Source organism: Sphingomonas sp. PP-CE-3G-477 (assembly GCF_003050745.1).
Taxonomy (GTDB): domain Bacteria; phylum Pseudomonadota; class Alphaproteobacteria; order Sphingomonadales; family Sphingomonadaceae; genus Sphingomonas.
This window is the reverse complement of record NZ_QAOF01000001.1, coordinates 550761-570480: the sequence shown is the minus strand read 5'-3', so window position 1 is coordinate 570480 and position 19720 is coordinate 550761. Positions and strand designations below refer to the sequence as shown.

Annotated in this window: 20 protein-coding genes and 1 tRNA gene; 16 read left to right on the top strand and 5 right to left on the bottom strand. The window is 66.1% G+C overall.

The annotated features are described in order from the left end of the window. Positions 1 to 31 precede the first annotated feature (31 nt). The 7 genes from C8J45_RS02635 to C8J45_RS02605 all read left to right on the top strand — a co-directional run bounded on the left by C8J45_RS02635 (position 32) and on the right by C8J45_RS02605 (position 6564). A complete protein-coding gene (locus C8J45_RS02635; RefSeq protein WP_107961752.1) occupies positions 32 to 796 on the top strand; it encodes a class I SAM-dependent methyltransferase in 765 nt (254 codons plus the stop codon). Between the two features lie 292 nt (positions 797 to 1088). Further along, entirely contained in the window at positions 1089 to 2624 is a 1536-nt protein-coding gene (ubiB, locus tag C8J45_RS02630) for a 2-polyprenylphenol 6-hydroxylase (protein WP_107961751.1), read from the top strand. Positions 2625 to 2670: 46 nt separating this feature from the next. Further along, positions 2671 to 3747 carry a hypothetical protein gene (locus C8J45_RS02625; protein ID WP_107961750.1) on the top strand — a complete coding sequence of 359 codons (1077 nt, stop codon included), beginning with the start codon at positions 2671 to 2673 and terminating at the stop codon, positions 3745 to 3747. 9 nt (positions 3748 to 3756) lie between these two features. Beyond that, the gene (coaBC, locus tag C8J45_RS02620; protein WP_107961749.1) at positions 3757 to 4944 is read left to right on the top strand and encodes a bifunctional phosphopantothenoylcysteine decarboxylase/phosphopantothenate--cysteine ligase CoaBC; all 1188 of its coding nucleotides are present in this window, start codon (positions 3757 to 3759) and stop codon (positions 4942 to 4944) included. Then, on the top strand, positions 4941 to 5378 hold the full coding sequence (dut, locus tag C8J45_RS02615) for a dUTP diphosphatase (RefSeq protein ID WP_107961748.1): 438 nt from the start codon (positions 4941 to 4943) through the stop codon (positions 5376 to 5378). Before coaBC ends, dut begins: the two co-directional genes overlap by 4 nt. Beyond that, positions 5375 to 5803 (top strand): hypothetical protein, encoded by a 429-nt coding sequence (locus tag C8J45_RS02610; RefSeq protein ID WP_107961747.1) that lies wholly within the window; start codon positions 5375 to 5377, stop codon positions 5801 to 5803. Before dut ends, C8J45_RS02610 begins: the two co-directional genes overlap by 4 nt. Then, positions 5800 to 6564, top strand: a complete 765-nt coding sequence (locus tag C8J45_RS02605; protein WP_107961746.1) for a molybdopterin-synthase adenylyltransferase MoeB — start codon at positions 5800 to 5802, stop codon at positions 6562 to 6564. The genes C8J45_RS02610 and C8J45_RS02605 overlap by 4 nt, the downstream gene beginning before the upstream one ends. A gap of 19 nt (positions 6565 to 6583) precedes the next feature. On the opposite strand, the gene galU is transcribed toward C8J45_RS02605, so the two are convergent. Then, positions 6584 to 7456, bottom strand: a complete 873-nt coding sequence (gene galU, locus C8J45_RS02600) for a UTP--glucose-1-phosphate uridylyltransferase GalU (RefSeq protein WP_107961745.1) — start codon at positions 7454 to 7456, stop codon at positions 6584 to 6586. 147 nt (positions 7457 to 7603) lie between these two features. On the opposite strand from galU, the gene wecB reads away from it, so the two are divergent. After that, on the top strand, positions 7604 to 8737 hold the full coding sequence (gene wecB, locus C8J45_RS02595; RefSeq protein ID WP_107961744.1) for a non-hydrolyzing UDP-N-acetylglucosamine 2-epimerase: 1134 nt from the start codon (positions 7604 to 7606) through the stop codon (positions 8735 to 8737). Continuing rightward, positions 8727 to 9998 carry a UDP-N-acetyl-D-mannosamine dehydrogenase gene (wecC, locus tag C8J45_RS02590; protein WP_107961743.1) on the top strand — a complete coding sequence of 424 codons (1272 nt, stop codon included), beginning with the start codon at positions 8727 to 8729 and terminating at the stop codon, positions 9996 to 9998. The genes wecB and wecC overlap by 11 nt, the downstream gene beginning before the upstream one ends. 3 nt (positions 9999 to 10001) lie before the next feature. On the opposite strand, the gene C8J45_RS02585 is transcribed toward wecC, so the two are convergent. Further along, complete coding sequence (locus C8J45_RS02585) at positions 10002 to 11003, bottom strand: PDZ domain-containing protein (RefSeq protein ID WP_146168557.1); 1002 nt, start codon at positions 11001 to 11003, stop codon at positions 10002 to 10004. Positions 11004 to 11185: 182 nt separating this feature from the next. On the opposite strand from C8J45_RS02585, the gene C8J45_RS02580 reads away from it, so the two are divergent. Both C8J45_RS02580 and C8J45_RS02575 read left to right on the top strand, forming a co-directional pair. After that, the gene (locus tag C8J45_RS02580; RefSeq protein ID WP_107961741.1) at positions 11186 to 11956 is read left to right on the top strand and encodes a metallophosphoesterase family protein; all 771 of its coding nucleotides are present in this window, start codon (positions 11186 to 11188) and stop codon (positions 11954 to 11956) included. Between the two features lie 206 nt (positions 11957 to 12162). Next, a complete protein-coding gene (locus C8J45_RS02575) occupies positions 12163 to 12396 on the top strand; it encodes a hypothetical protein (RefSeq protein WP_181321069.1) in 234 nt (77 codons plus the stop codon). 443 nt (positions 12397 to 12839) lie between these two features. On the opposite strand, the gene C8J45_RS02570 is transcribed toward C8J45_RS02575, so the two are convergent. Further along, the gene (locus C8J45_RS02570) at positions 12840 to 13436 is read right to left on the bottom strand and encodes an FKBP-type peptidyl-prolyl cis-trans isomerase (RefSeq protein WP_107961740.1); all 597 of its coding nucleotides are present in this window, start codon (positions 13434 to 13436) and stop codon (positions 12840 to 12842) included. Between the two features lie 125 nt (positions 13437 to 13561). After that, entirely contained in the window at positions 13562 to 13768 is a 207-nt protein-coding gene (gene rpsU / locus C8J45_RS02565) for a 30S ribosomal protein S21 (RefSeq protein ID WP_055878578.1), read from the bottom strand. Between the two features lie 209 nt (positions 13769 to 13977). Between rpsU and cysS the strand changes: the two genes are divergently transcribed. Both cysS and C8J45_RS02555 read left to right on the top strand, forming a co-directional pair. Then, on the top strand, positions 13978 to 15426 hold the full coding sequence (gene cysS, locus C8J45_RS02560) for a cysteine--tRNA ligase (RefSeq protein WP_107961739.1): 1449 nt from the start codon (positions 13978 to 13980) through the stop codon (positions 15424 to 15426). Between the two features lie 30 nt (positions 15427 to 15456). After that, the gene (locus tag C8J45_RS02555; RefSeq protein WP_107961738.1) at positions 15457 to 16395 is read left to right on the top strand and encodes a D-2-hydroxyacid dehydrogenase; all 939 of its coding nucleotides are present in this window, start codon (positions 15457 to 15459) and stop codon (positions 16393 to 16395) included. Here C8J45_RS02555 and C8J45_RS19060 read toward each other — a convergent pair. After that, positions 16389 to 16544 (bottom strand): hypothetical protein, encoded by a 156-nt coding sequence (locus C8J45_RS19060; RefSeq protein ID WP_181321118.1) that lies wholly within the window; start codon positions 16542 to 16544, stop codon positions 16389 to 16391. The genes C8J45_RS02555 and C8J45_RS19060 overlap by 7 nt on opposite strands. Positions 16545 to 16725: 181 nt before the next feature. Here C8J45_RS19060 and C8J45_RS02550 point away from each other — a divergent pair, with 181 nt between their 5' ends. The 3 genes from C8J45_RS02550 to C8J45_RS02540 all read left to right on the top strand — a co-directional run bounded on the left by C8J45_RS02550 (position 16726) and on the right by C8J45_RS02540 (position 19654). Further along, positions 16726 to 18099 carry a class II 3-deoxy-7-phosphoheptulonate synthase gene (locus C8J45_RS02550; protein WP_107961737.1) on the top strand — a complete coding sequence of 458 codons (1374 nt, stop codon included), beginning with the start codon at positions 16726 to 16728 and terminating at the stop codon, positions 18097 to 18099. 82 nt (positions 18100 to 18181) lie between these two features. Further along, positions 18182 to 18256, top strand: a tRNA-Glu gene (locus C8J45_RS02545). 483 nt (positions 18257 to 18739) lie between these two features. Next, positions 18740 to 19654: a hypothetical protein gene (locus C8J45_RS02540; protein ID WP_107961736.1), complete on the top strand. Its 915-nt coding sequence runs from the start codon at positions 18740 to 18742 to the stop codon at positions 19652 to 19654. The last annotated feature ends 66 nt before the right edge of the window (positions 19655 to 19720 follow it).

Genomic DNA, 19720 nt, shown 5'->3' with positions numbered 1-19720 from the left:
CGCGCCACAAGGCGCGGCTAGAGCGCAGGATATGAACGACTTGATCGCGCCCGCGCCCGCACTCACGCCCGATACCGTTTCCTTCGGCTACGAAGACATCCCCGCCACCGAGAAGACCGCCCGCGTCGGCGGCGTCTTCTCGAACGTCGCAGGCAAATACGACCTGATGAACGATGCGATGTCGGGCGGCATGCACCGCCTGTGGAAGGACCGCTTCGTCCGCCGCGTGAAGCCGCGCGAAGGCGAGCAGATCCTCGACATGGCCGGCGGCACCGGCGACATCGCGTTCCGCATGGAGCCGTCGGGCGCGTCGATCACGGTCGCCGACATCAACCCGCAGATGCTCGAAGTCGGCATGCAGCGCGCCCAGAAGCGCGGGATCGACGGCCTCGTCTGGACCGAAGCCAACGCGGAAACGCTGACCTTCCCCGACAAGTTCTTCGACGCGTACACGATCGCGTTCGGCATCCGTAACGTGACCAATATCCCGAAGGCGTTGCGCGAGGCGCACCGCGTCCTGCGCCGCGGCGGGCGTTTCTACTGCCTCGAATTCTCGACCACCGTGTGGCCTGGATTCGCCGAGGTATACGACGCCTATTCGCACAAGATGGTCCCGAAGCTTGGTCAGCTTCTGGCGCAGGACGCCGACAGCTACCGCTACCTGATCGAATCGATCCGCCGCTTCCCCGACATGCCCAAGTTCAAGGGCATGATCGCGGACGCGGGCTTCGTGCAGACCAAGGTCGAACCGCTGCTGGGTGGGCTGGTCGCGATCCACAGCGGTTGGAAGATCTAGTGAGCACGCGAAGGCGCGAAGGCGCGAAGAGTGGTTCACGCGGAGACGCGGATACGCGGAGAGTAAGTGGGCGCGAAGGCGCCAGATCTTGCGCGCGTCAGCGCTTTGCTAGCCATTCGCCAATAATGAAAAGCCGCATCCGCGGCGAAGCCAAACACCCCCGCGCCTCTGCGCCTCTGCGCGAACCAGTTCTTCCTTCTCTCCGCGTCTCCGCGTCTCCGCGTGAACAAATCTCTCTTCGCGCCTTCGCGCCTTCGCGTGAACAAAGCCCTTCTCAAGGCACCCTCCCCCAGTGACGGCCTCCACCACCCACGTTTGGCGCCTCCTCAAATGGGGCCGTATCCTTGCTCGCCACGGAGCCCTGCGGGGCATCGAGCGCGACCCCAACACGCCCGCCCCCGTTCGCCGCCTTGCGCGGATCGCTCGGTTCGGCGCGCGGGTGCCGGCGGTGCCACGCTATGCGGATGCGTTCCAGGCGATCGGGCCTGCGGCGATCAAGCTGGGGCAGACGCTCGCGACGCGGCCGGATCTGGTCGGTGAGGATGCCGCGCATGATCTTTTAAGGTTGCAGGACCAGCTCTCCCCGGTCCCCTACGAGACGATCGAGGCGGCGATGCTGGCAAGCTTCGGCAAGCCGCTGGAAACGCTGTTCTCGCGCATCGAACCGATCCCGGTCGGCGCCGCATCAATCGCGCAGGTCCACCGTGCCGTCACCACCGACGGTCGCCAGGTCGCGGTGAAAGTCCTCCGCCCCGGCGTCGAGGACGATTTCGCGCGCGCGATTGACACTTACAGCTGGGCCGCAGCGCAACTCGAGGCGCTCAGCCCCGAGGCGATGCGCCTCCGCCCCCGCCTCACGATCGAGACGTTCAAGCGCTGGACCTTACGCGAACTCAACTTCCGCCGCGAAGCCGCCTCCGCCTCCGAACTCGCGGAGGGCATGACTGCCGAACCCGATTTCGTCATTCCCGCGATCGACTGGGCGCGCTCGACCAACAAGGTCATGACGATCGAGTGGATCGACGGCATCAAGCTGTCCGACCGCCCCGCGCTCGTAGCCGCCGGCTACGACCTGCCCGGCCTCGCCAACACGCTCGTCCGCGCGTTCCTGCGCCAGGCGATCGCCGACGGGTTCTTCCACGCCGACATGCACCAGGGAAACCTGTTTGCGCTCCCCGGCAATCGCATCGCCGCGATCGACTTCGGGATCATGGGCCGGATCGACCGGCGCGCCCGCGTCTGGCTCGCCGAAATCCTCTACGGTCTCATCACCGGCAATTATAAGCGCGTCGCCGAGATCCATTTCGAGGCGGGCTACGTCCCCGCGCACCACGACGTCGCCGAATTCGCCACGGCCCTGCGCGCAGTCGGCGAGCCGATGCGCGGTTTGCCGGTCAAGGACATGTCGATCGGCATGATGCTCGACAGCCTGTTCTCGATCACGCGCGATTTCGACATGGTGACGCAGCCGCACCTGCTGTTGCTCCAGAAGACGATGGTGATGGTCGAGGGCGTCGCGACCAGCCTCAACCCCGACATCAACCTGTGGGAGGCGGCCGAGCCGTTCGTCCGCGACTGGATCCGCGGCGAGCTGGGGCCGGAGGCGATGATCGCCGACCGGCTGATCGCCGATTTCCAGACGCTGACCCGCCTGCCCGAGCTCGTCCGCCGGATCGAGGCGCATTATCCCGCTCCCGGTGGCGCGCCCCCGACGATGCCGCTGCGCGAGATCGAAGTGATCCGGATCGGTGGCGGCTGGCGCTACGGCCTCGTCGCCGTACTCGCCGCCGCCTCCGGGATCGTGGGATCCTGGTTCGTTCTGACGTGATTCGCCGGGTCGAGCTTCGACGAGACGAGTGCGGGAAAGTCGGGCGATGCGCCGCGCGCTGACCCCGCGGTGGCTTGCGTCGCCATCCCGGTTCGCGGTGGTGTCGCAACCCACGGCACGCCTTGTGCTGGCGCTGGTCTCCCTCGTACTGCTCGCCACCCTGATGGCGGTCTCGGCTCCCTTAGGTCAGCCCGACACCAGCCTATATGCCGGGATCGTCGAAGCCGTACGGCATTGCGGCAGCTATTATGCGGTCGCCGGCGATGCGTTGCGCGCGGGTAAATATCCGCTCGAACCGTTCACTACGTTCCCCTTGCCGACGCTGGCCGTCGTGGCAGGCTCGTTGCCCGGCCTCGCCGTCACGACGATGCTGTATTGCCTCGTAGCGGCCGTCGCGGTGGCCTGGTATGCGCGACTAACGCTCGCGTTGAAGACGCGCGCGGCACGGACGCTCGCCGCGGTCCTGCTGTTCGCCGGGCTAGCGCCCCTGTTGCGAACGGATCTCTCGAATTTACCGGAGACCTGGGCGGGCTTGCTGATAGCCTTGTCGCTCGGTGTGCATCGACCGGGTCGCTGGATCGACGCAGTCGCGTTCGGGCTCGCCGCGACGCTGATCTGCGATGCCGCCGTGCTCTACATCGTGACGATGACCGGGTTTGCGATACGCGAGCGCCGACGCGACGAGACGCTAGGCTGGATCGCAGCGCTGGGGTTGCTCGCGATCGTGCTCGCCTTCCACGCCCATGCCGTCGCTGCGATCGTCACGTCACTCGACATCGCCGTGGGCACAGACGCTCCGGCCGGTACCGGCAGCGTCGTGTCGGCGTTCGCGTCGGCCACCATGCTCGATTATGCGCCGCTATGGGTGGCCGGCCCGGTCGTCGGTCTGGCGCTGTTCGGATGGACGCCATGGCGTGACGCGATCGCGCCGCGTGTCCTCGGCACGATTCTGCTGGCGGTGCTTCTGATCGCGCTACTCGACCGATCGGGCACGTCGCAAAGCGCGTTGCTGGTCTCCCCCTTGCTGCTGGTCGGCCTGGTGCTGGCGCTCGACGGATTGCGCGACCTGTTCGCCGCGGCGCTCGATACCCGGCGCATTACCGTGAAGCGCATTATCCGCTAGGGTAGCGGCATGAAACGCATCCTCCTGATCGTCGGTGGCGGGATCGCCGCCTACAAGGCCGCCGAATTGATCCGCCTGCTCAAGACGCGCGGGTACGCGGTGCGATGCGTGATGACCGAGGCGGCGCATCATTTCGTCACGCCGATGACGCTCGCAGCACTCAGCGAGGACAAGGTCTACACGACGCTGTGGGACCTCAAGGACGAGGCCGAGATGGGCCATATCCAGCTCAGCCGCGAGGCCGACCTGATCGTCGTCGCGCCCGCCACCGCGGACCTGATGGCGCGGATGACGGCGGGGCTCGCGAACGACCTCGCGACGACGCTGCTGCTCGCGACCGACACACCGGTGCTGGTCGCGCCGGCGATGAACGTGCGCATGTGGGGCCATGCCGCAACAGTCCGCAACGTGGCGCAACTTCGTGCCGACAGCGTGACGGTGATGACGCCCGACGAAGGCATCATGGCGTGCGGCGAATACGGTCCCGGCCGCCTGCCCGAGCCGCCTGCGATCGTCGCGGCGATCGAAGCAATGCTCGCCCCCGCCCCGCCGAAGCGCCTGGCGGGCCGTCACATCCTCGTCACCGCCGGCCCGACGCACGAGCCGATCGACCCGGTCCGCTACATCGCAAACCGCTCGTCGGGCAAACAGGGCTTCGCGATCGCCGCAGCGCTCGCACGGCTCGGCGCACGCGTGACGCTGGTCGCCGGCCCGGTGACGCTACCGACGCCACAGAGCGTAGACCGGATCGATGTCGAGACGGCGCGGGAGATGGCGGACGCGGTCGACCGTGCGCTGCCCGCCGACGCCGCCGTCATGGTCGCCGCGGTCGCGGATTGGCACGTCGAACCCTCGCAGCAGAAGATCAAGAAGGGCGATGCCACGCCGACGCTGACGCTCGCGGAAAACCCCGACATTCTCGCGACCCTGGCGCGCAGCTCCCACCGTCCTCGCCTGCTGATCGGGTTCGCCGCCGAGACCGAGCGCGTACTCGAGCACGCCGTCGCCAAGCGTATTCGCAAGACCGCCGACTGGATCGTCGCCAACGACGTCTCGGGCGACGTCATGGGCGGCGCGGATAACAGCGTACACCTCGTCACCGAAGCCGGTGTCGAGAGCTGGGAGCGCCTGCCCAAGGACGCGGTCGCCGCACGACTGGCGGACCGCATCGCCGATGCGCTAGAAGCGGCGTCATGATCCGTATCGAACTGAAGCGCCTGCCGCACGGCGAGGGCCTGCCGCTGCCTGCCTATGCGACCGAGGGTGCCGCCGGGATGGACGTCGTCGCCGCCGAAGCGCTGACGCTCGCGCCCGGCGCACGCGCCGCCGTCGCGACCGGCTTCGCGATCGCCATTCCCGTCGGCCACGAGGTCCAGGTCCGCCCGCGTTCCGGCCTCGCGCTGAAGCACGGCGTCACCTGCCTCAACACGCCGGGCACGATCGACAGCGACTATCGCGGCGAAGTGAAGGTCATCCTCGCAAACCTCGGCCAGGACCCCTTCGAGATCGCCCGCGGCGACCGCATCGCGCAGCTCGTCCCCGCGGTCGTCCTACGCGCGACGCTCGCCGAAGTCGGCACGCTGGACGAGACGTCGCGCGGCATCGGCGGGTTCGGATCGACCGGCCGATGATCGCCGCACTTCTCCTCCTGGCCCAGGCCGTTACGCCGATCGCGCCGCCGCCGATCCTCGTGCCGTCGACCGTGACGACGGCGGGAATGCCACCGCAGGACTGGACCGCGCTGCCCGTCCTGCGCATCCGCAAGCAGGCAAGCACGCTCGCAAACACGTCCGCCTATGTGCACGGCGAAGTGATGGCCGGGCGGTGCGTCAAGGCGATCAGGACGATGCAGGGCTGGAGCCTGACGCTCGATCTTGCCGTGTTGATGACCCCCGATGGTCGCGTCCGCCGCGTCACGCCGCGCGCGATCGACTGCCCGACGGTCGAGCAATATGCCGCCGGCGTGATCCTTGGCGCGCGCGATTCGATCGACGTGGTCGATACGGACACCGACACCTGGTACCGCACCAGCCTGACGTTCGCCTGGGGCGCATGATCCTCTCCGACGACGAACTCACCCGGTATGCGCGCCATATCGTCCTCAAGGAATTCGGCGGTAGCGGCCAAGCGCGGCTGAATGCGGCGACCGTCGCGATCGTCGGCGCAGGCGGGATCGGCTCGCCCGCGATCCAGTATCTGGGCGCAGCAGGCGTCGGCCGACTGATCCTGATCGACGACGATTCGGTCGAGCCGTCGAACCTGCAGCGCCAGACGATCTTCACCACGGCGGATACCGGTATCGCCAAGGTTGAGGCGGCGGCGGCTGCGGTGCAGCGGATCAACCCGTACGTCGCGGTCGACACGCACCGCGTTCGGATCGACGTTTCGAACGTGACGGGCCTGCTCGCGAGCGCCGATGTCGTGCTCGACGGCTGCGACAACTTCGCGACGCGCTTCTGCGTCGCCGATGCCGCCTATGTCGCGAAGATTCCGCTCGTTTCGGCGGCGGTCGGTCAGTTCGAAGGGCAGCTCGCGACGTATCGCGGCTGGGAAGCAGACAAGCCGTGTTATCGCTGTTTCGTCGGCGAAGACCCGGAACGCGCGGAGACCAGCTGCGCAGAGGACGGCATATTGGGGCCAGTCACCGGCGTCCTCGGCAGTCTCGCCGCGCTCGAAGTCCTTCGCGCGATCGCGCCATTCGGCGAGGATCCGGCCGGCAAATTGCTGCTGGTGGACCTGCTCGCGCTACGTTTCCGCTCGATCCGCCTGCCAAAGGATCCAGGGTGCCGCGCCTGCGGTACTGCAAGCGCGGCGTGATCTTGGAACTCCGGCGGTTTTAGCCGGCCAGCAGGCCCTTCGCGAACTCGCGGACCGCCGGACCGATGTCGGCACGCGACAGCGCGATCGCCAGGTTCGCCTGGATGTATCCGGCCTTGTCGCCGCAATCATAGCGCTGGCCGTCGAACGTGAAGCCGTGGAACGGCTGGTCGCCGATCAGCTGCGCCATCGCGTCGGTCAGCTGGATCTCGCCGCCCGCACCCTTTTCCTGGTTCTCGAGGATCCGCATCACGTCGGGCTGGAGGATATAGCGGCCCGGGATCATCAGGTTCGACGGCGCCGTACCCTGCTTGGGCTTCTCGACGAGAGCCTTCACCTCGGTCAGCCGGCCATCGATCGCGCCGGGTGAGATGATGCCGTATTTGTCGGTCTCGGAATCGGCGACTTCGAGCGCGCCGATCACGTTGCCGCCGACCTGGTTATACGCCTCGACCATCTGCTTCATGAAGCCGGGCTTGCCGACCATCAGCTCGTCCGGCAGCAGCACCGCGAACGGCTCGGCGCCGACGATCTCGCGCGCGCACCAGACGGCATGACCGAGGCCGAGCGGCTCCTGCTGGCGGACATACACCGGCGAGCCGGGCTTCATGCGGATATGGCTGATCGCATCCAGCGACTTGCCGCGTGCACGCATCGTGTCTTCGAGCTCGTACGAGATATCGAAATGATCCTCGAGCGCACCCTTGCCGCGACCTGTCACGAAGATGATCTGCTCGATCCCGGCTTCCAGCGCTTCCTCTACCGCATATTGGATCAGCGGCTTGTCGACGACGGTCAGCATTTCCTTCGGCATCGCCTTGGTGGCGGGCAGGAAGCGGGTGCCGAGGCCAGCGACCGGAAAGACGGCCTTGCGCAGTGGCTTTATGGTCATTCGGAGCTCCCAGTGTTGTCTTCGAGGTCTTTGGTTGCACTGCACCATTTACCGGTCGTTACGGGTCCGTGCAAATCGGGCTGCCCGATCGGCGAAACGTCGCAGCCGGTTAGCGCCTCTTTAAACGCGGTGGGCTACAGAGGTTCCATGTCAAAGATCCTCGTCATATTCGGCACGCGTCCCGAAGCGATCAAACTCTTCCCCGTCATTCGCGCCCTGGCCGAAACGCCGGGCCTCGTTGTGCGCACCTGCGTCACGGCGCAGCATCGCGGATTGCTCGACCAGGTTCTGGCAATTGCCGATCTCGCGCCCGACATCGATCTCGACCTGATGGAGCCCGGCCAGACGCTCGACCGGCTTACCGCGCGCCTGCTGGTAGGGCTCGGCGAAGTGATGGACGCGGAACAACCGGACCTAGTCATGGTGCAAGGCGATACCGCGACCGCGATGACCGGCGCGCTCGCCGCCTATTACCGCAAGGTGCCGGTCGCGCATGTCGAGGCGGGGCTTCGATCGGGCGACATCTACCAGCCCTGGCCGGAGGAAGTGAACCGCCGCATCGTCGCGCCGATCGCCGCGCTACACTTTGCCCCCACGGAAACCGCGGCGGACGCGCTGCGCCGCGAGACGATCGCGGCGGACACGGTCCACGTCACCGGCAATACCGTGATCGACGCACTCCACTGGACCGCCGACCGCGTGGCTGCCGATCCGTCGCTCGCCGCTGGTCTCGACGAGATCGTCGCGCGGTTCGCGGGCAAGCGCATCGTCCTCGTCACGACGCACCGGCGCGAGAATTTCGGCGACGGCATGGCCGCCATCGCGCGCGCGATCGGTCGGATTGCAGAGCGCGACGACGTCGCCGTGCTGTTCCCGGTCCATCCCAATCCGAACGTCGTCTCGGTGATGGATGACATCCTCGGCGACCGCGCCAACGTCGCCCGGATCGAACCGCTCGACTATCCTCATTTCGTCCGCGCGCTCGGCATGGCAGAGATCGTGCTGACCGATTCGGGCGGCGTGCAGGAGGAAGCACCCGCACTCGGCAAGCCCGTGCTGGTCATGCGCGAAACGACCGAACGTCCCGAAGGCATCGCCGCCGGCACCGCGAAGCTGATCGGCACCGACGAAGACCGCATCGTTTCCGAAATCTTCACGCTGCTCGACGACAGAACCGCCTATGCGGCGATGGCGCGCGCGCACAACCCGTTCGGGAATGGCCATGCGGCCGCCAGGATCGCCGAAATCATCGCCAAGGGATTCGCCCAGCATGCTGTCTGATACCGAACTCTCCGTCGTCGTCATGGGCCTCGGCTATATCGGCCTGCCGACTGCCGCGATCATCGCGCGGACGGGTGCGCGCGTGCTCGGCGTCGACGTCACCGACTCGGTCGTCGAGACGGTCAATTCGGGTCGCGTCCATATCGAGGAGGTCGACCTCGACGGTCTCGTCTCGGGCGTGGTGGCGCGCGGTACGCTCCGCGCGTCGACGACGATCGAACCCGCCGACGTGTTCGTGATCGCCGTACCGACTCCGTTCGACGCCGATCATGCACCCGACATCGGCTACGTCCTGCAAGCTGCGTCGACGATCGCAACCGTGCTCAAGCCCGGCGACACGATCATCCTCGAATCGACCTCACCGGTCGGCACCACCGAACAGGTCCGCGACGTCCTGGCCAAGCTTCGCCCCGATATCCGCGTTCCCGGCCGCGCGGGCGAGCAGGCGGACATCGCCATCGCCTATTGCCCGGAGCGCGTGTTGCCCGGCCGGATCCTGGTCGAACTGATCGACAACGACCGCGTGATCGGCGGGATCACCCCGCGGTGCGCGCGGAAAGCGCTGACCTTCTACCGACGCTTCGTCCGCGGTGCTTGCGTCACGACGACGGCGCGCGCGGCGGAAATGACCAAGCTCACCGAGAACGCGTTTCGCGACGTCAACATCGCCTTCGCCAACGAACTGTCGCTGATCGCCGACACGATGGGGGTCGACGTGTGGGAGGTGATCCGCCTCGCCAACCGTCATCCGCGCGTCAACATCCTCCAGCCCGGCCCCGGCGTCGGCGGGCATTGCATCGCTGTCGACCCGTGGTTCCTGGTCCACGCGGCCCCCGAACAGACGCCGCTGATCCGCACCGCACGCGAAGTGAACGACGGCAAGACCGACCACGTCATCGCGCAGGTCGCCGCCCTGGTCGAGGCGACGCCGGATGCCCCGGTCGCCTGCCTCGGCCTCGCCTTCAAGGCGAACATCGACGATTTCCGCGAAAGCCCGGCATTGAAGGTCGCGCACGCCGTGGCCCAGCGTTTCGGCAACCGCGTGCGGATCGTCGAGCCCTATGCGAAGACCCTGCCCACGGCGTTCGCCGGCACCGGCGCAACGCTGATCGACGTCGACACCGCGATCGAGACTTGCCCGATCATGGTCGTGCTGGTCGATCACGACGTCTTCAAGTCGATCCCGCTGGAGGAACGCGCCGACAAGACGGTGCTCGATACGCGCGGCATCTGGCCGGATCAGCCCCGCCCCGTTTTCTAGGCGTCAGCGAAGCGGCACGTTCCGCGTTGCGAGCACGGCCGGAATGATCGGCCGCGTCGGCGTCGCCGCAATGTCGCGCGCGGCGGCTACGAGCGCCTCGGCACGCGCCTTGGACGACCCGTGCGTGCGGCTGCGGAACAGCCCGCCGTCGATGTCGCCCCCCTTCTCGCGCCAGAATTTCGGCGCGGACATCGGGTCGTAGCCGGCATTGGCGAGAAGGTAGATGCCGAGCAGGTCGGCCTGGTCCTCGGTCTCGCGGATCAACCGGCCGTTGCGCCCGAACTCCGCCAGCATCCCGCGATTGATCTTCACCGCGTCGAGCCGCGCACGGTGCCGCAGGATGTTGTGCGACAGTTCGTGCGAGACGATCACCGCGATCTCCGCATCGCTATAGCCTTCGAAGAACTTCTCGCCGATCTGCACGACGGATCCGTCCGCGCTGGCATCCAGCCCGCTGCCGAGCAGGATCTCGAACCGCGATCGACACCCAGCGACGGGCTTGATCGCGACCGGAACGCGCTGGCCGTCCCGCAACAAGGTCATCCGCAACGGCTGCGCAACCGGAGCGTTGGCGATCGCCGCTTCCGCCGCATCTCTTGCCCCCGCATTCTCCGGCGCGTCCGTACCCGGTAGAGCCGGCTGCGCCTTGCCATCGATTTCCACGATCGAATCGTTCGCGCGAACCCCGGCGCGATCCGCGGGCGCACCGGCAACAACCGCCTCGACGCCGATCGTCGCGCCGAATCGGAACGTCGTCGCGGCGGCCTTGCGCGCAGCCGGCGCATATTGCGTGAGCGCGTGGATCGGCATGCCGATCTGCGGCTGGAGCTGATCGCAGAGCGCGGCGTTCGCCGTCGTCAGGCGGTAGGCGATCGTCGCAAGCCGCAGATCGGCGGCGCGCAATGCCTCGAAGAACGCCGGCTGGGGGGCATCGTCCGCGGGTACGGCATCCGCAGGCGACGTTGCCGCCGCGAGCATCAGGAGCGGCAACAGGCGGAGGGTCATGGGCATCGACATAGCCACCCCTTACCCATCGCCGACCGCCGCGTCATGCCGTATGGCCGTGCCCCGAGTGCGATCCATCGTACCCGTGATCGGGGGATGCGTTGCGACGGGTTGCGTTACGCCTTATGCGACCACACCTCCGATCAGGCCCCGTACATGTTTCCCTCCCCATCGATAGCAGCATGATTTCAAAGCTTTTCAAGTCTCGTAGCGTAGCCAAGGCGAACCTCCCGACTATTCCCGCCGGTCGACGCGTTTATGCAGTCGGCGATATCCACGGCTGCGCCGACCTGCTCGACCAGTTGATCGGCCTGATCGAAGCCGATGAGATTGCCCGGGGGCCGGCGGAAACGACGCTCATCTTCCTTGGCGATATCGTCGACCGCGGGCCGGCCTCCGCCGCCGTCATCGATCGCCTTCGGGGACTCGACGCGACACGGTCCGACGTTCGCTTCCTGCTGGGCAATCACGAAGAGATATTCCTCGGCGCGCTCGACGGCGAACCCAAGGCGCTCCGGCTGTTCTGTCGCATCGGCGGGCGTGAAACCATCCTGAGCTACGGCATGGACGCCGCCGAATACGACCAGCTCGATTATGAGGCGTTCTCGCAGCGCATCGAGCAACTCGTACCCGACGAGCATCAGGAGTTCCTGCGGGCGTTCGAGGATATGATCGTGATCGGCGATTATGCCTTCGTCCACGCCGGCGTCCGCCCCGACACGCCTCTCGACCTGCAGCGAACCTCGGACCTGCGCTGGATCCGCGACCCGTTCCTCGATCACCGGTCCGCGCTGGAGAAGATCGTCGTTCACGGTCACACCATGACCGACGAGATCGAGCGACGCAGCCATCGGATCGGTATCGACACCGGCGCCTATTCGTCCGGTCGGCTGACGGCGCTCGGACTCGAGGGGACCGAGACCTGGACGCTGCAGACCGCCTCCGTGCCGTAAGCGCACTGATCGGCCTGCCGCGAATATCTTGCAGTCGGCAAACTGCCACTTCTCGCGCTGTTGCGGATCGTTATAGTCAACGGGCCGCGGCGCGTGTTGCGCCGCGGCAACAGCGCGAAACACTTTGCGCGGTTGTCTAGACCTCGGTTGCCTTGGTGGCGGTTTCGTGCCAATGCCAAGCTGACGAGCACAAAGGGAGTTTATTTATGCGTCTTGGGAAGTATCTCCTGACCGCAGCAGCAGCCACGATGGCAGTTGCTCCGGCCATGGCAGCACCGGCCAGCCTGTCGGTTGCTAAGTCGGTTCGTTCGGGTTCGGTTTCGGGCAAGAAGAACGAGCTCGCTGGCGGCGGCATCATCGTTGCGGTTCTCGCGGCAGCTGCAGTTGTCGCTGGTATCGTTATCGTTGCTGACAACGACGACGATTCGGACAGCAACTAAGTCTTACGACTTTAGTTCGAGAAATAGCGGTCTTCGGGCCGCTATTTTTTTGCCTGCCGTACAAGGTTCACAGAAGTTCGAGCTTCTACGGCTCGCCGAGCACCGGCACGAATGCGCCGCAGTCGGGGGAGGACTCAGCCTTCCGATGCTGCACGGCAACAGCGACAGCGCCAGCCACCAATCGAACAGACACTCCCCTCCGGCATTCTGACGACCGTCCGGATTGAGCGCCACCGTGCAGGGCTGCCGCGCACTGACCGGCATCAGCATGATGGGAAAGTTACGCGCCAGAGGGCTGCGTCACCGATCCGCCCCGAGGATCGACCTGCCAGACATCATAAACGCAAAAAAACGCGCCAGCAGCGAACCGCGGGCGCGTTTTGCACGTCTCGACTATTAAGCGATACGAGCGACCAAGTCCCCCGTATCGCTCGCGCGCCCAATTAAGGCTGCGGCTGACCCGGAGCACCGCCTGGCATACCACCCGGAGCGCCACCCGGCATACCACCCGGCGCGCCGCGTCCCATCTGGGCCTGCGCCTGCATCTGCTGCACGACGCTCTGCGGCAGGAAGTCGAGCAGTTCGACGTCGAACACCAGGGTCGAGTTCGCCGGGATCGGCCCCGTCGCCTTGTCGCCATAGCCAAGCGACGGCTTCATCCAGAAGCGATACTTCGAACCCTTCGGCATCAGCTTCAATGCCTCGGAGAACCCAGGCACGACGCCGGTCACGGGCATCGGCGTCGGCTGCTGCGACTTGTCGAAGGTCGTGCCGTTGAGCAGCTTGCCCTCGTAGTTCACCAGCGCCACGTCTGCATCGGTAGGCTTCGCTGCGCCGGGCTTGCCGGGCGCGATCACCTTGTACTGCAGACCGGACGCCGTCACTACGACACCCTTTGCCCGCGCATTGCGTGCCAGGGGATCGTCGCCCTGACGTGCCAGCGCGACCGCGGCGATCAGCGCCAGCGCGATCCCGACCCAGAGATAGACGAGGTAGCTGCGCTTCGTAGGCTGCAGCGGCACTGCGGTGACGGTCGACATCGGATCAAGCCCCGGTCATCTGGTCACGCCGGAGCGCCGCGCGTGCCGTTGGAAAGCAAATGGGGGTGCCGATCACGACACCCCCGAACCTATCGGCCTACCCGTTCGCCGGGCGTGGCCAAATCTTACCGTGCGCCGTCGCGCTCTGCGCGCTTGCGGTCGAGCTTGCGCGAGCGACGGATCGCTGCTGCACGCTCGCGCGCACGCTTCTCGGACGGCTTCTCATAGTGCCGGCGCAACTTCATCTCGCGATACACGCCTTCGCGCTGCAGCTTCTTCTTGAGCGCGCGGAGTGCCTGGTCGACGTTATTGTCGCGTACGATGATCTGCATAAACCCGTTAAGCTCCGGTCGAATAGATTTTTGCCGTCGCGAATAGGTCCGCGCCGCATGAACTGGGCCCCCTATCAGGGGAGGGCATGCGTTTCAAGGCTGACGTTGCAACGCCACGCCTCGCGCAGACCGGCCGCAAGGGGCCCGCAGGTCGCACCAACACCCGGAGTATCTTTGCGAGACCGCTCCGGCGTCGCTAAGAGCGGCGCATGACCCGCACTCCCCTTACGCTATACAACAGCCTCACGCGACAGCTCGAGACGTTCAAGCCGATCGATCCGACCGATGTCGGCATCTACTCCTGCGGCCCGACGGTCTACAATTACGCGCATATCGGCAATCTACGCGCGTACGTCTTCACCGATACGCTGAGCCGCGTGCTGACGTGGAAGGGCTATCCGCTCACCCATATCATCAACATCACCGATGTCGGGCACCTGACCTCCGATGCCGACGTCGGCGACGACAAGATGGAGGCCGCGGCGCGCGCCAGCGGTCAGGATATCTGGGCGATTGCCAAGCACTATACCGACGCCTTCAAACGCAACCTCGACGACCTCAACATCCGCCCACCAAGCAAATTCCCGCTCGCCACCGATCACATCGACGGCATGATCGCGTTCGGCAAGGCGATCGCCGACAAGCATTGCTACCAGCTCGCGGACGGCCTGTACTTCGACACCTCGACCGTTCCCGACTATGGCCGCCTTGCCCGTTCGCAGGACGATGCGGGCGAGAGCCGTATCGATCCGGTCGAGGGCAAGCGCCATCCGCAGGACTTCGCGATCTGGCGCACGTCCGCGCCCGGCGACAACCGCCAGATGGAATGGGATTCACCGTGGGGCCGCGGCGCGCCCGGCTGGCATCTTGAGTGCTCGGTGATGAGCAAGCAGTATCTGGGCGAGCATTTCGACATCCACACCGGCGGGATCGATCACCGCGAGATCCACCACCCCAACGAGATTGCGCAGAACCAGGCGCATTGCGACTGCGCGGATACCGGTGCCAACATCTGGATGCACAATAATTTCCTGGTCGAGCGCTCGGGCAAGATGTCGAAATCGGGCGGTGCGTTCACCACGCTCCAGACGCTGGTCGACCGTGGCTTCCACCCCCTCGCCTACCGCCTGATGTGCCTCCAGGCGCAGTACCGTAGCGAGCTGGAATTCTCGTGGGAGAATCTGGCGGCCGCACAGACGCGGTTGAAACGGCTTGCGATGACCGTCGACACGCTGCGGGCGCGGCAGCCGGGCGGCCCCTCGGGTAGCGCCTCCGCCTATCGCGAACGGCTGGATGCGGCGATCTCGGACGATCTGGGCACGCCGCGCGCGCTCCCGATCCTCGACGAACTGCTGGCGGACAAGCGTGTCGCGCCGGCGGACCGCATCGCGGCACTCATGGATTTCGATGCCGTGCTCGGGCTCGATCTCGCGACGATCCGTCGGGAGGACCTGCGCATCCGACCCGTATCGGCGACGATCGACGAAGCGACCATCGCCGAACACCTTGCCGCCCGACGCGACGCACGGGCTGCGAAGGATTTCGAACGATCCGACACGATCCGCGACGAGCTGGCGGCCGCCGGCGTCGAGGTGATGGATGGCGATTCGCTCGGATGGGACTGGAAGATCCCGGTCGAGGCGACTGGCACGCCTTGACTTGGTGGGCGGCCGAACGATGTTCCTCGGATGAAAGCCGTCCTCCCCGCCGCCGCCCGCCCTCTCCTCGAACCGCATCTGCCTGCGGACCTCGAAGCCGTCTGGTTCGCCAAGCCGGATGAGGCCAACGCGATGATCGCCGATGCGGACATCGCTTGGGTCGACATGCAGCCGACCGAGTTGGTCGCAGACGCGATCCGCAAGGCGGGGCCCAATCTCAAATGGGTTTCGACGATCTATGCCGGGCTTGATGCGTTTCCGCTGGAGACGTTGCGCGACAATGACGTCACGCTGACCAACGGCGCCGGTATCAACGCCGTCGCCGTCGCCGAATATGCGGTGATGGGCGTGCTGGTCGCCGCCAAGCGCTTCGACACCGTCGTGCGCGCGCAGGATCGCCACGAATGGCTGAAGGATGCGCCGGGCAAGGTCGAACTGGCGGGCACCAAGGCGCTCGTCATCGGCTACGGCACGATCGGCCGCATGATCGGCGACCGGCTGGCCGCGTTCGGGGTCGACGTCACCGGGGTCACGCGCACCGGCCGCGAGGGCACGATCACACCCGACGCCTGGCGCGACCGTCTCGGCGATTTCGACTGGGTCATCCTCGCCGCGCCCTCGACCGGCGCCACCCACGCGATGATCGGCCGCGACGAACTCGCAGCGATGAAGCCATCCGCTTGGCTCATAAATATCGCCAGAGGCGACATGATCGACGACGACGCGCTGATCGCCGCGCTGACCGATGGCAGTATCGCCGGCGCAGTCCTCGATCCGACCAACCCGGAGCCGCTTCCTGCCGAGCATCCGCTATGGTCGGCGCCCAACGCCATCGTCACGATGCATCTCTCCGGCCGCAGCCAGACGACGATGTTCAAGCGAGGGGCAGCGCTGTTCCTTGAAAACCTCGATGCCTTCCTCGCAGGGACGCCGATGAAGAACGTCGCCGACCTCGACGCAGGCTATTGACCGTTGGTAGCGCCCGAGCTGCGATTGTAGGTCTTGATGCCGCGGCGGCGCAGCTTGTCGGCGCGACGACGGCGCGCGGCGATGATCAGTACCGGTACGGCAATCACCATTCCGCCGGCGATGATCGAAAACGCGATGATGATACGCATGGGCATGTCCATCCGTTGCCCATGCCAAATGGACAGTGATGACGCCATAATTTTTTTAGAACGGAAATGACCGGACCGGCCTGCCAATACTGATCGCGGCGCCTTCAAGCTTTACTTCGTTGCGCAAAAAGGCGTTTTCGCGCATTGCCATCGTCACAATTCACCAATCGGACGATATGATATGGCCGCGAACTGGGCCCCCGACAGCTGGACACGTCACGAAGCGCGGCAGCTCCCCACTTATCCCGACGCAGCAGCGCTGACCGCCGCGACCGACCAGCTCGCGACCTTTCCGCCGCTCGTCTTCGCCGGTGAAGCCCGCAACCTGACAGCGTCGCTCGCCGAAGTGGCCGCAGGCAAGGCGTTCCTGCTCCAGGGCGGCGACTGCGCCGAGTCCTTCGCGGAGCACAGTGCGAACAACATCCGCGACACGTTCCGCGTCATCCTCCAGATGGCCGTCGTCCTGACCTTCGCGTCGAAGCTCCCGGTCGTGAAGCTTGGTCGCATGGCGGGCCAGTTCGCCAAGCCGCGCTCGACCGATACCGAGACGATCGGCGGCGTCGAGCTGCCGTCGTACCGCGGCGACAACGTCAACGATATCGCCTTCACCGCGGAATCGCGTGCGCCCGATCCACAGCGGATGATCCGCGCCTATTCGCAGTCGGCGGCGACGCTCAACCTGCTGCGCGCGTTCGCACAGGGCGGCTACGCGAACCTGCATCAGGTTCACCGCTGGACGCACGACTTCATGGGCCGCAGCCCCTGGTCGAAGAAATACGCCGAGACCGCGGACCGGATCGGCGAGGCGCTCGAGTTCATGGCCGCCTGCGGGATCGATCCCGAGACCGTGCCGCAGCTCGCGCAGACGCATTTTTACACCAGCCACGAGGCGCTGCTGCTCCAGTACGAGCAGGCGCTGACCCGGCAGGATTCGCTGACCGGCGACTGGTACGACACCAGCGCGCATTTCCTGTGGATCGGCGATCGCACGCGGTTCGAGGGCTCCAGCCACGTCGAATACCTGCGCGGCATCGGCAACCCGATCGGCATCAAGTGCGGCCCGAGCCTGGAGCCCGACGCGCTCCTACGGATGCTCGACACGCTCAACCCCGGCCGCATCCCCGGCCGGATGACGCTGATCACGCGGTACGGTCATGACAAGATCGAGGCGAACCTGCCCCGTCTCGTCCGTGCCGTCACACGCGAGGGCCATCCGGTGGTGTGGAGCTGCGACCCGATGCACGGCAACGTCGTCAAGGCTGCCAACGGCTACAAGACGCGGCCGTTCGACCGCATCCTCGCCGAAGTCCGCGGCTTCTTCGCGGTCCACCGCGCGGAAGGCACGCACGCGGGCGGCATCCATGCCGAGATGACCGGGCAGAACGTGACCGAGTGCACCGGCGGCGCGGTCGACGTGACCGAGCAGAGCCTCGCCGATCGCTACCACACGCACTGCGACCCGCGCCTCAACGCCAGCCAGAGTCTCGAGCTCGCCTTCCTGCTGGCCGAGATGCTCAACGAGGAAATGGCCGAGCGCAAGAAGGTCGCCGCCTGATAAATATGCGGGCGCCGCAGGAAAGTGCGGCAAGCGTCTTGACGCCTGCCGCCGCCTTCCGTAGACGCCCGCATCTGCTAACGGCCCCTTCGTCTAGCGGTTAGGACGACGCCCTCTCACGGCGTAAGCACGAGTTCGATTCTCGTAGGGGTCACCAGCTTCCCAGCCAGCAAGCCGCATCGATCCGATCCGATCGTCGCTGGGCTGCACCTCCCACATCGCCAAACTCTTGTGCCGATCGACGGCCTTCACTTGTCGCCGCGTTTACCCGCGTACACATCGCGCTGACGAAGCGGCGGCATCGACTAGTCATGCGCTTCGTCTGATATGGATATAGTCCGCTCGACACCCTCCGTTTCGGGTCAATCCCCAGTTGTCGCATATCCCGAACAAGATCATTGCTGCGTGGCAGGCGGGGTTTTGGGATAATCCCCTTGTCTCAGGCGATGATCGAATAGCATTCGGCCGCCAACCGCTTCACGGTCCCAGCCTCTACTGATCACATATACTCGAAAGTATTTCGAGGTTCATCACTCGGCGCACCTTCACGTGCCGCCGACTGCGGCGACCTGTGTTCGGGGCGGATGCCCGCATGATCGCCTGATCGCTCCGGATCATCCGGCAACAAGGAGAAGGCGCTATGACTGGTTATGCTCAGAACTATCTCGGGGGGCTCGTTCAGCAACGCCATGGCGGCGGGAGCCCGGTCAATGTCGGTTGCGCGATCGTGACGGGTACGATCGTCTGCACGGTCGGCGTCGACGCAGTCGTCGCGGGTCTCGGCGCCGGGGCCCCCGCCACTGCCCTTGCCCCGGGATGCAAGGACGTGATGTGGACCGTGGGCTGCACCTTCGGCGGACCGCAAGCTGTGGCTGCCGAATGTGGCAACGTGCTCACCACGCTCGCCTGTACGCTCGGCGCGCAGCAGAAGGGCGCTGCCGGCGGCTACGGCGCGGAGTGCGGCAACGTCCTCACCACGCTTGCCTGTACGCTGGAGGCCCAGGCCCCTGCGGCAAGCGATGCCATGTGCGTCACGCTGGTCACCGCACGGCCGACCTGGTGCGCGCCGATCCCGACCGGTGCCGGCGGCGGTGTGCAGGGCGCGGACTGCAAGCACGTCATGTGGACCGCAGGCTGCACCTTCGCCGGCCAGCAGCAGAATGCCGTCGAATGCGTACAGTTGCTGACGACGACGCTCTGCACGCTGGGCGCGGCAAAACCGGCAGCCGCGGTCGACTGCGGCAACGTCCTGACGACGCTCGCCTGTACGCTCGGCACCGAGCAGACCGGTTCGGCCGATGCGGAGCCCGGCTGCAAGGATGTGTTGTGGACTGCTGGGTGCACGTTCCAGGCTGCCGAATCGGTCGCGGATTGCGGACATGTCCTGACGACCTTGGCCTGCACGCTGCTGGCCGTTCCCGACGAGAGCGTCGCGACGACGGACTGCAAGCACGTCATGTGGACGGCGGGCTGCACCTTTGCCGGCCAGCCGCAGGTCGCCGAGGTCGAACTCGATTGCAAGCACGTGATGTGGTCGGCGGGCTGCACCTTCTGATCGATCGTCGAAGCCGCCGGCCCCTCGCGGGTCGGCGGTTCTTCGCACTTTTCCTCGCATATGGCA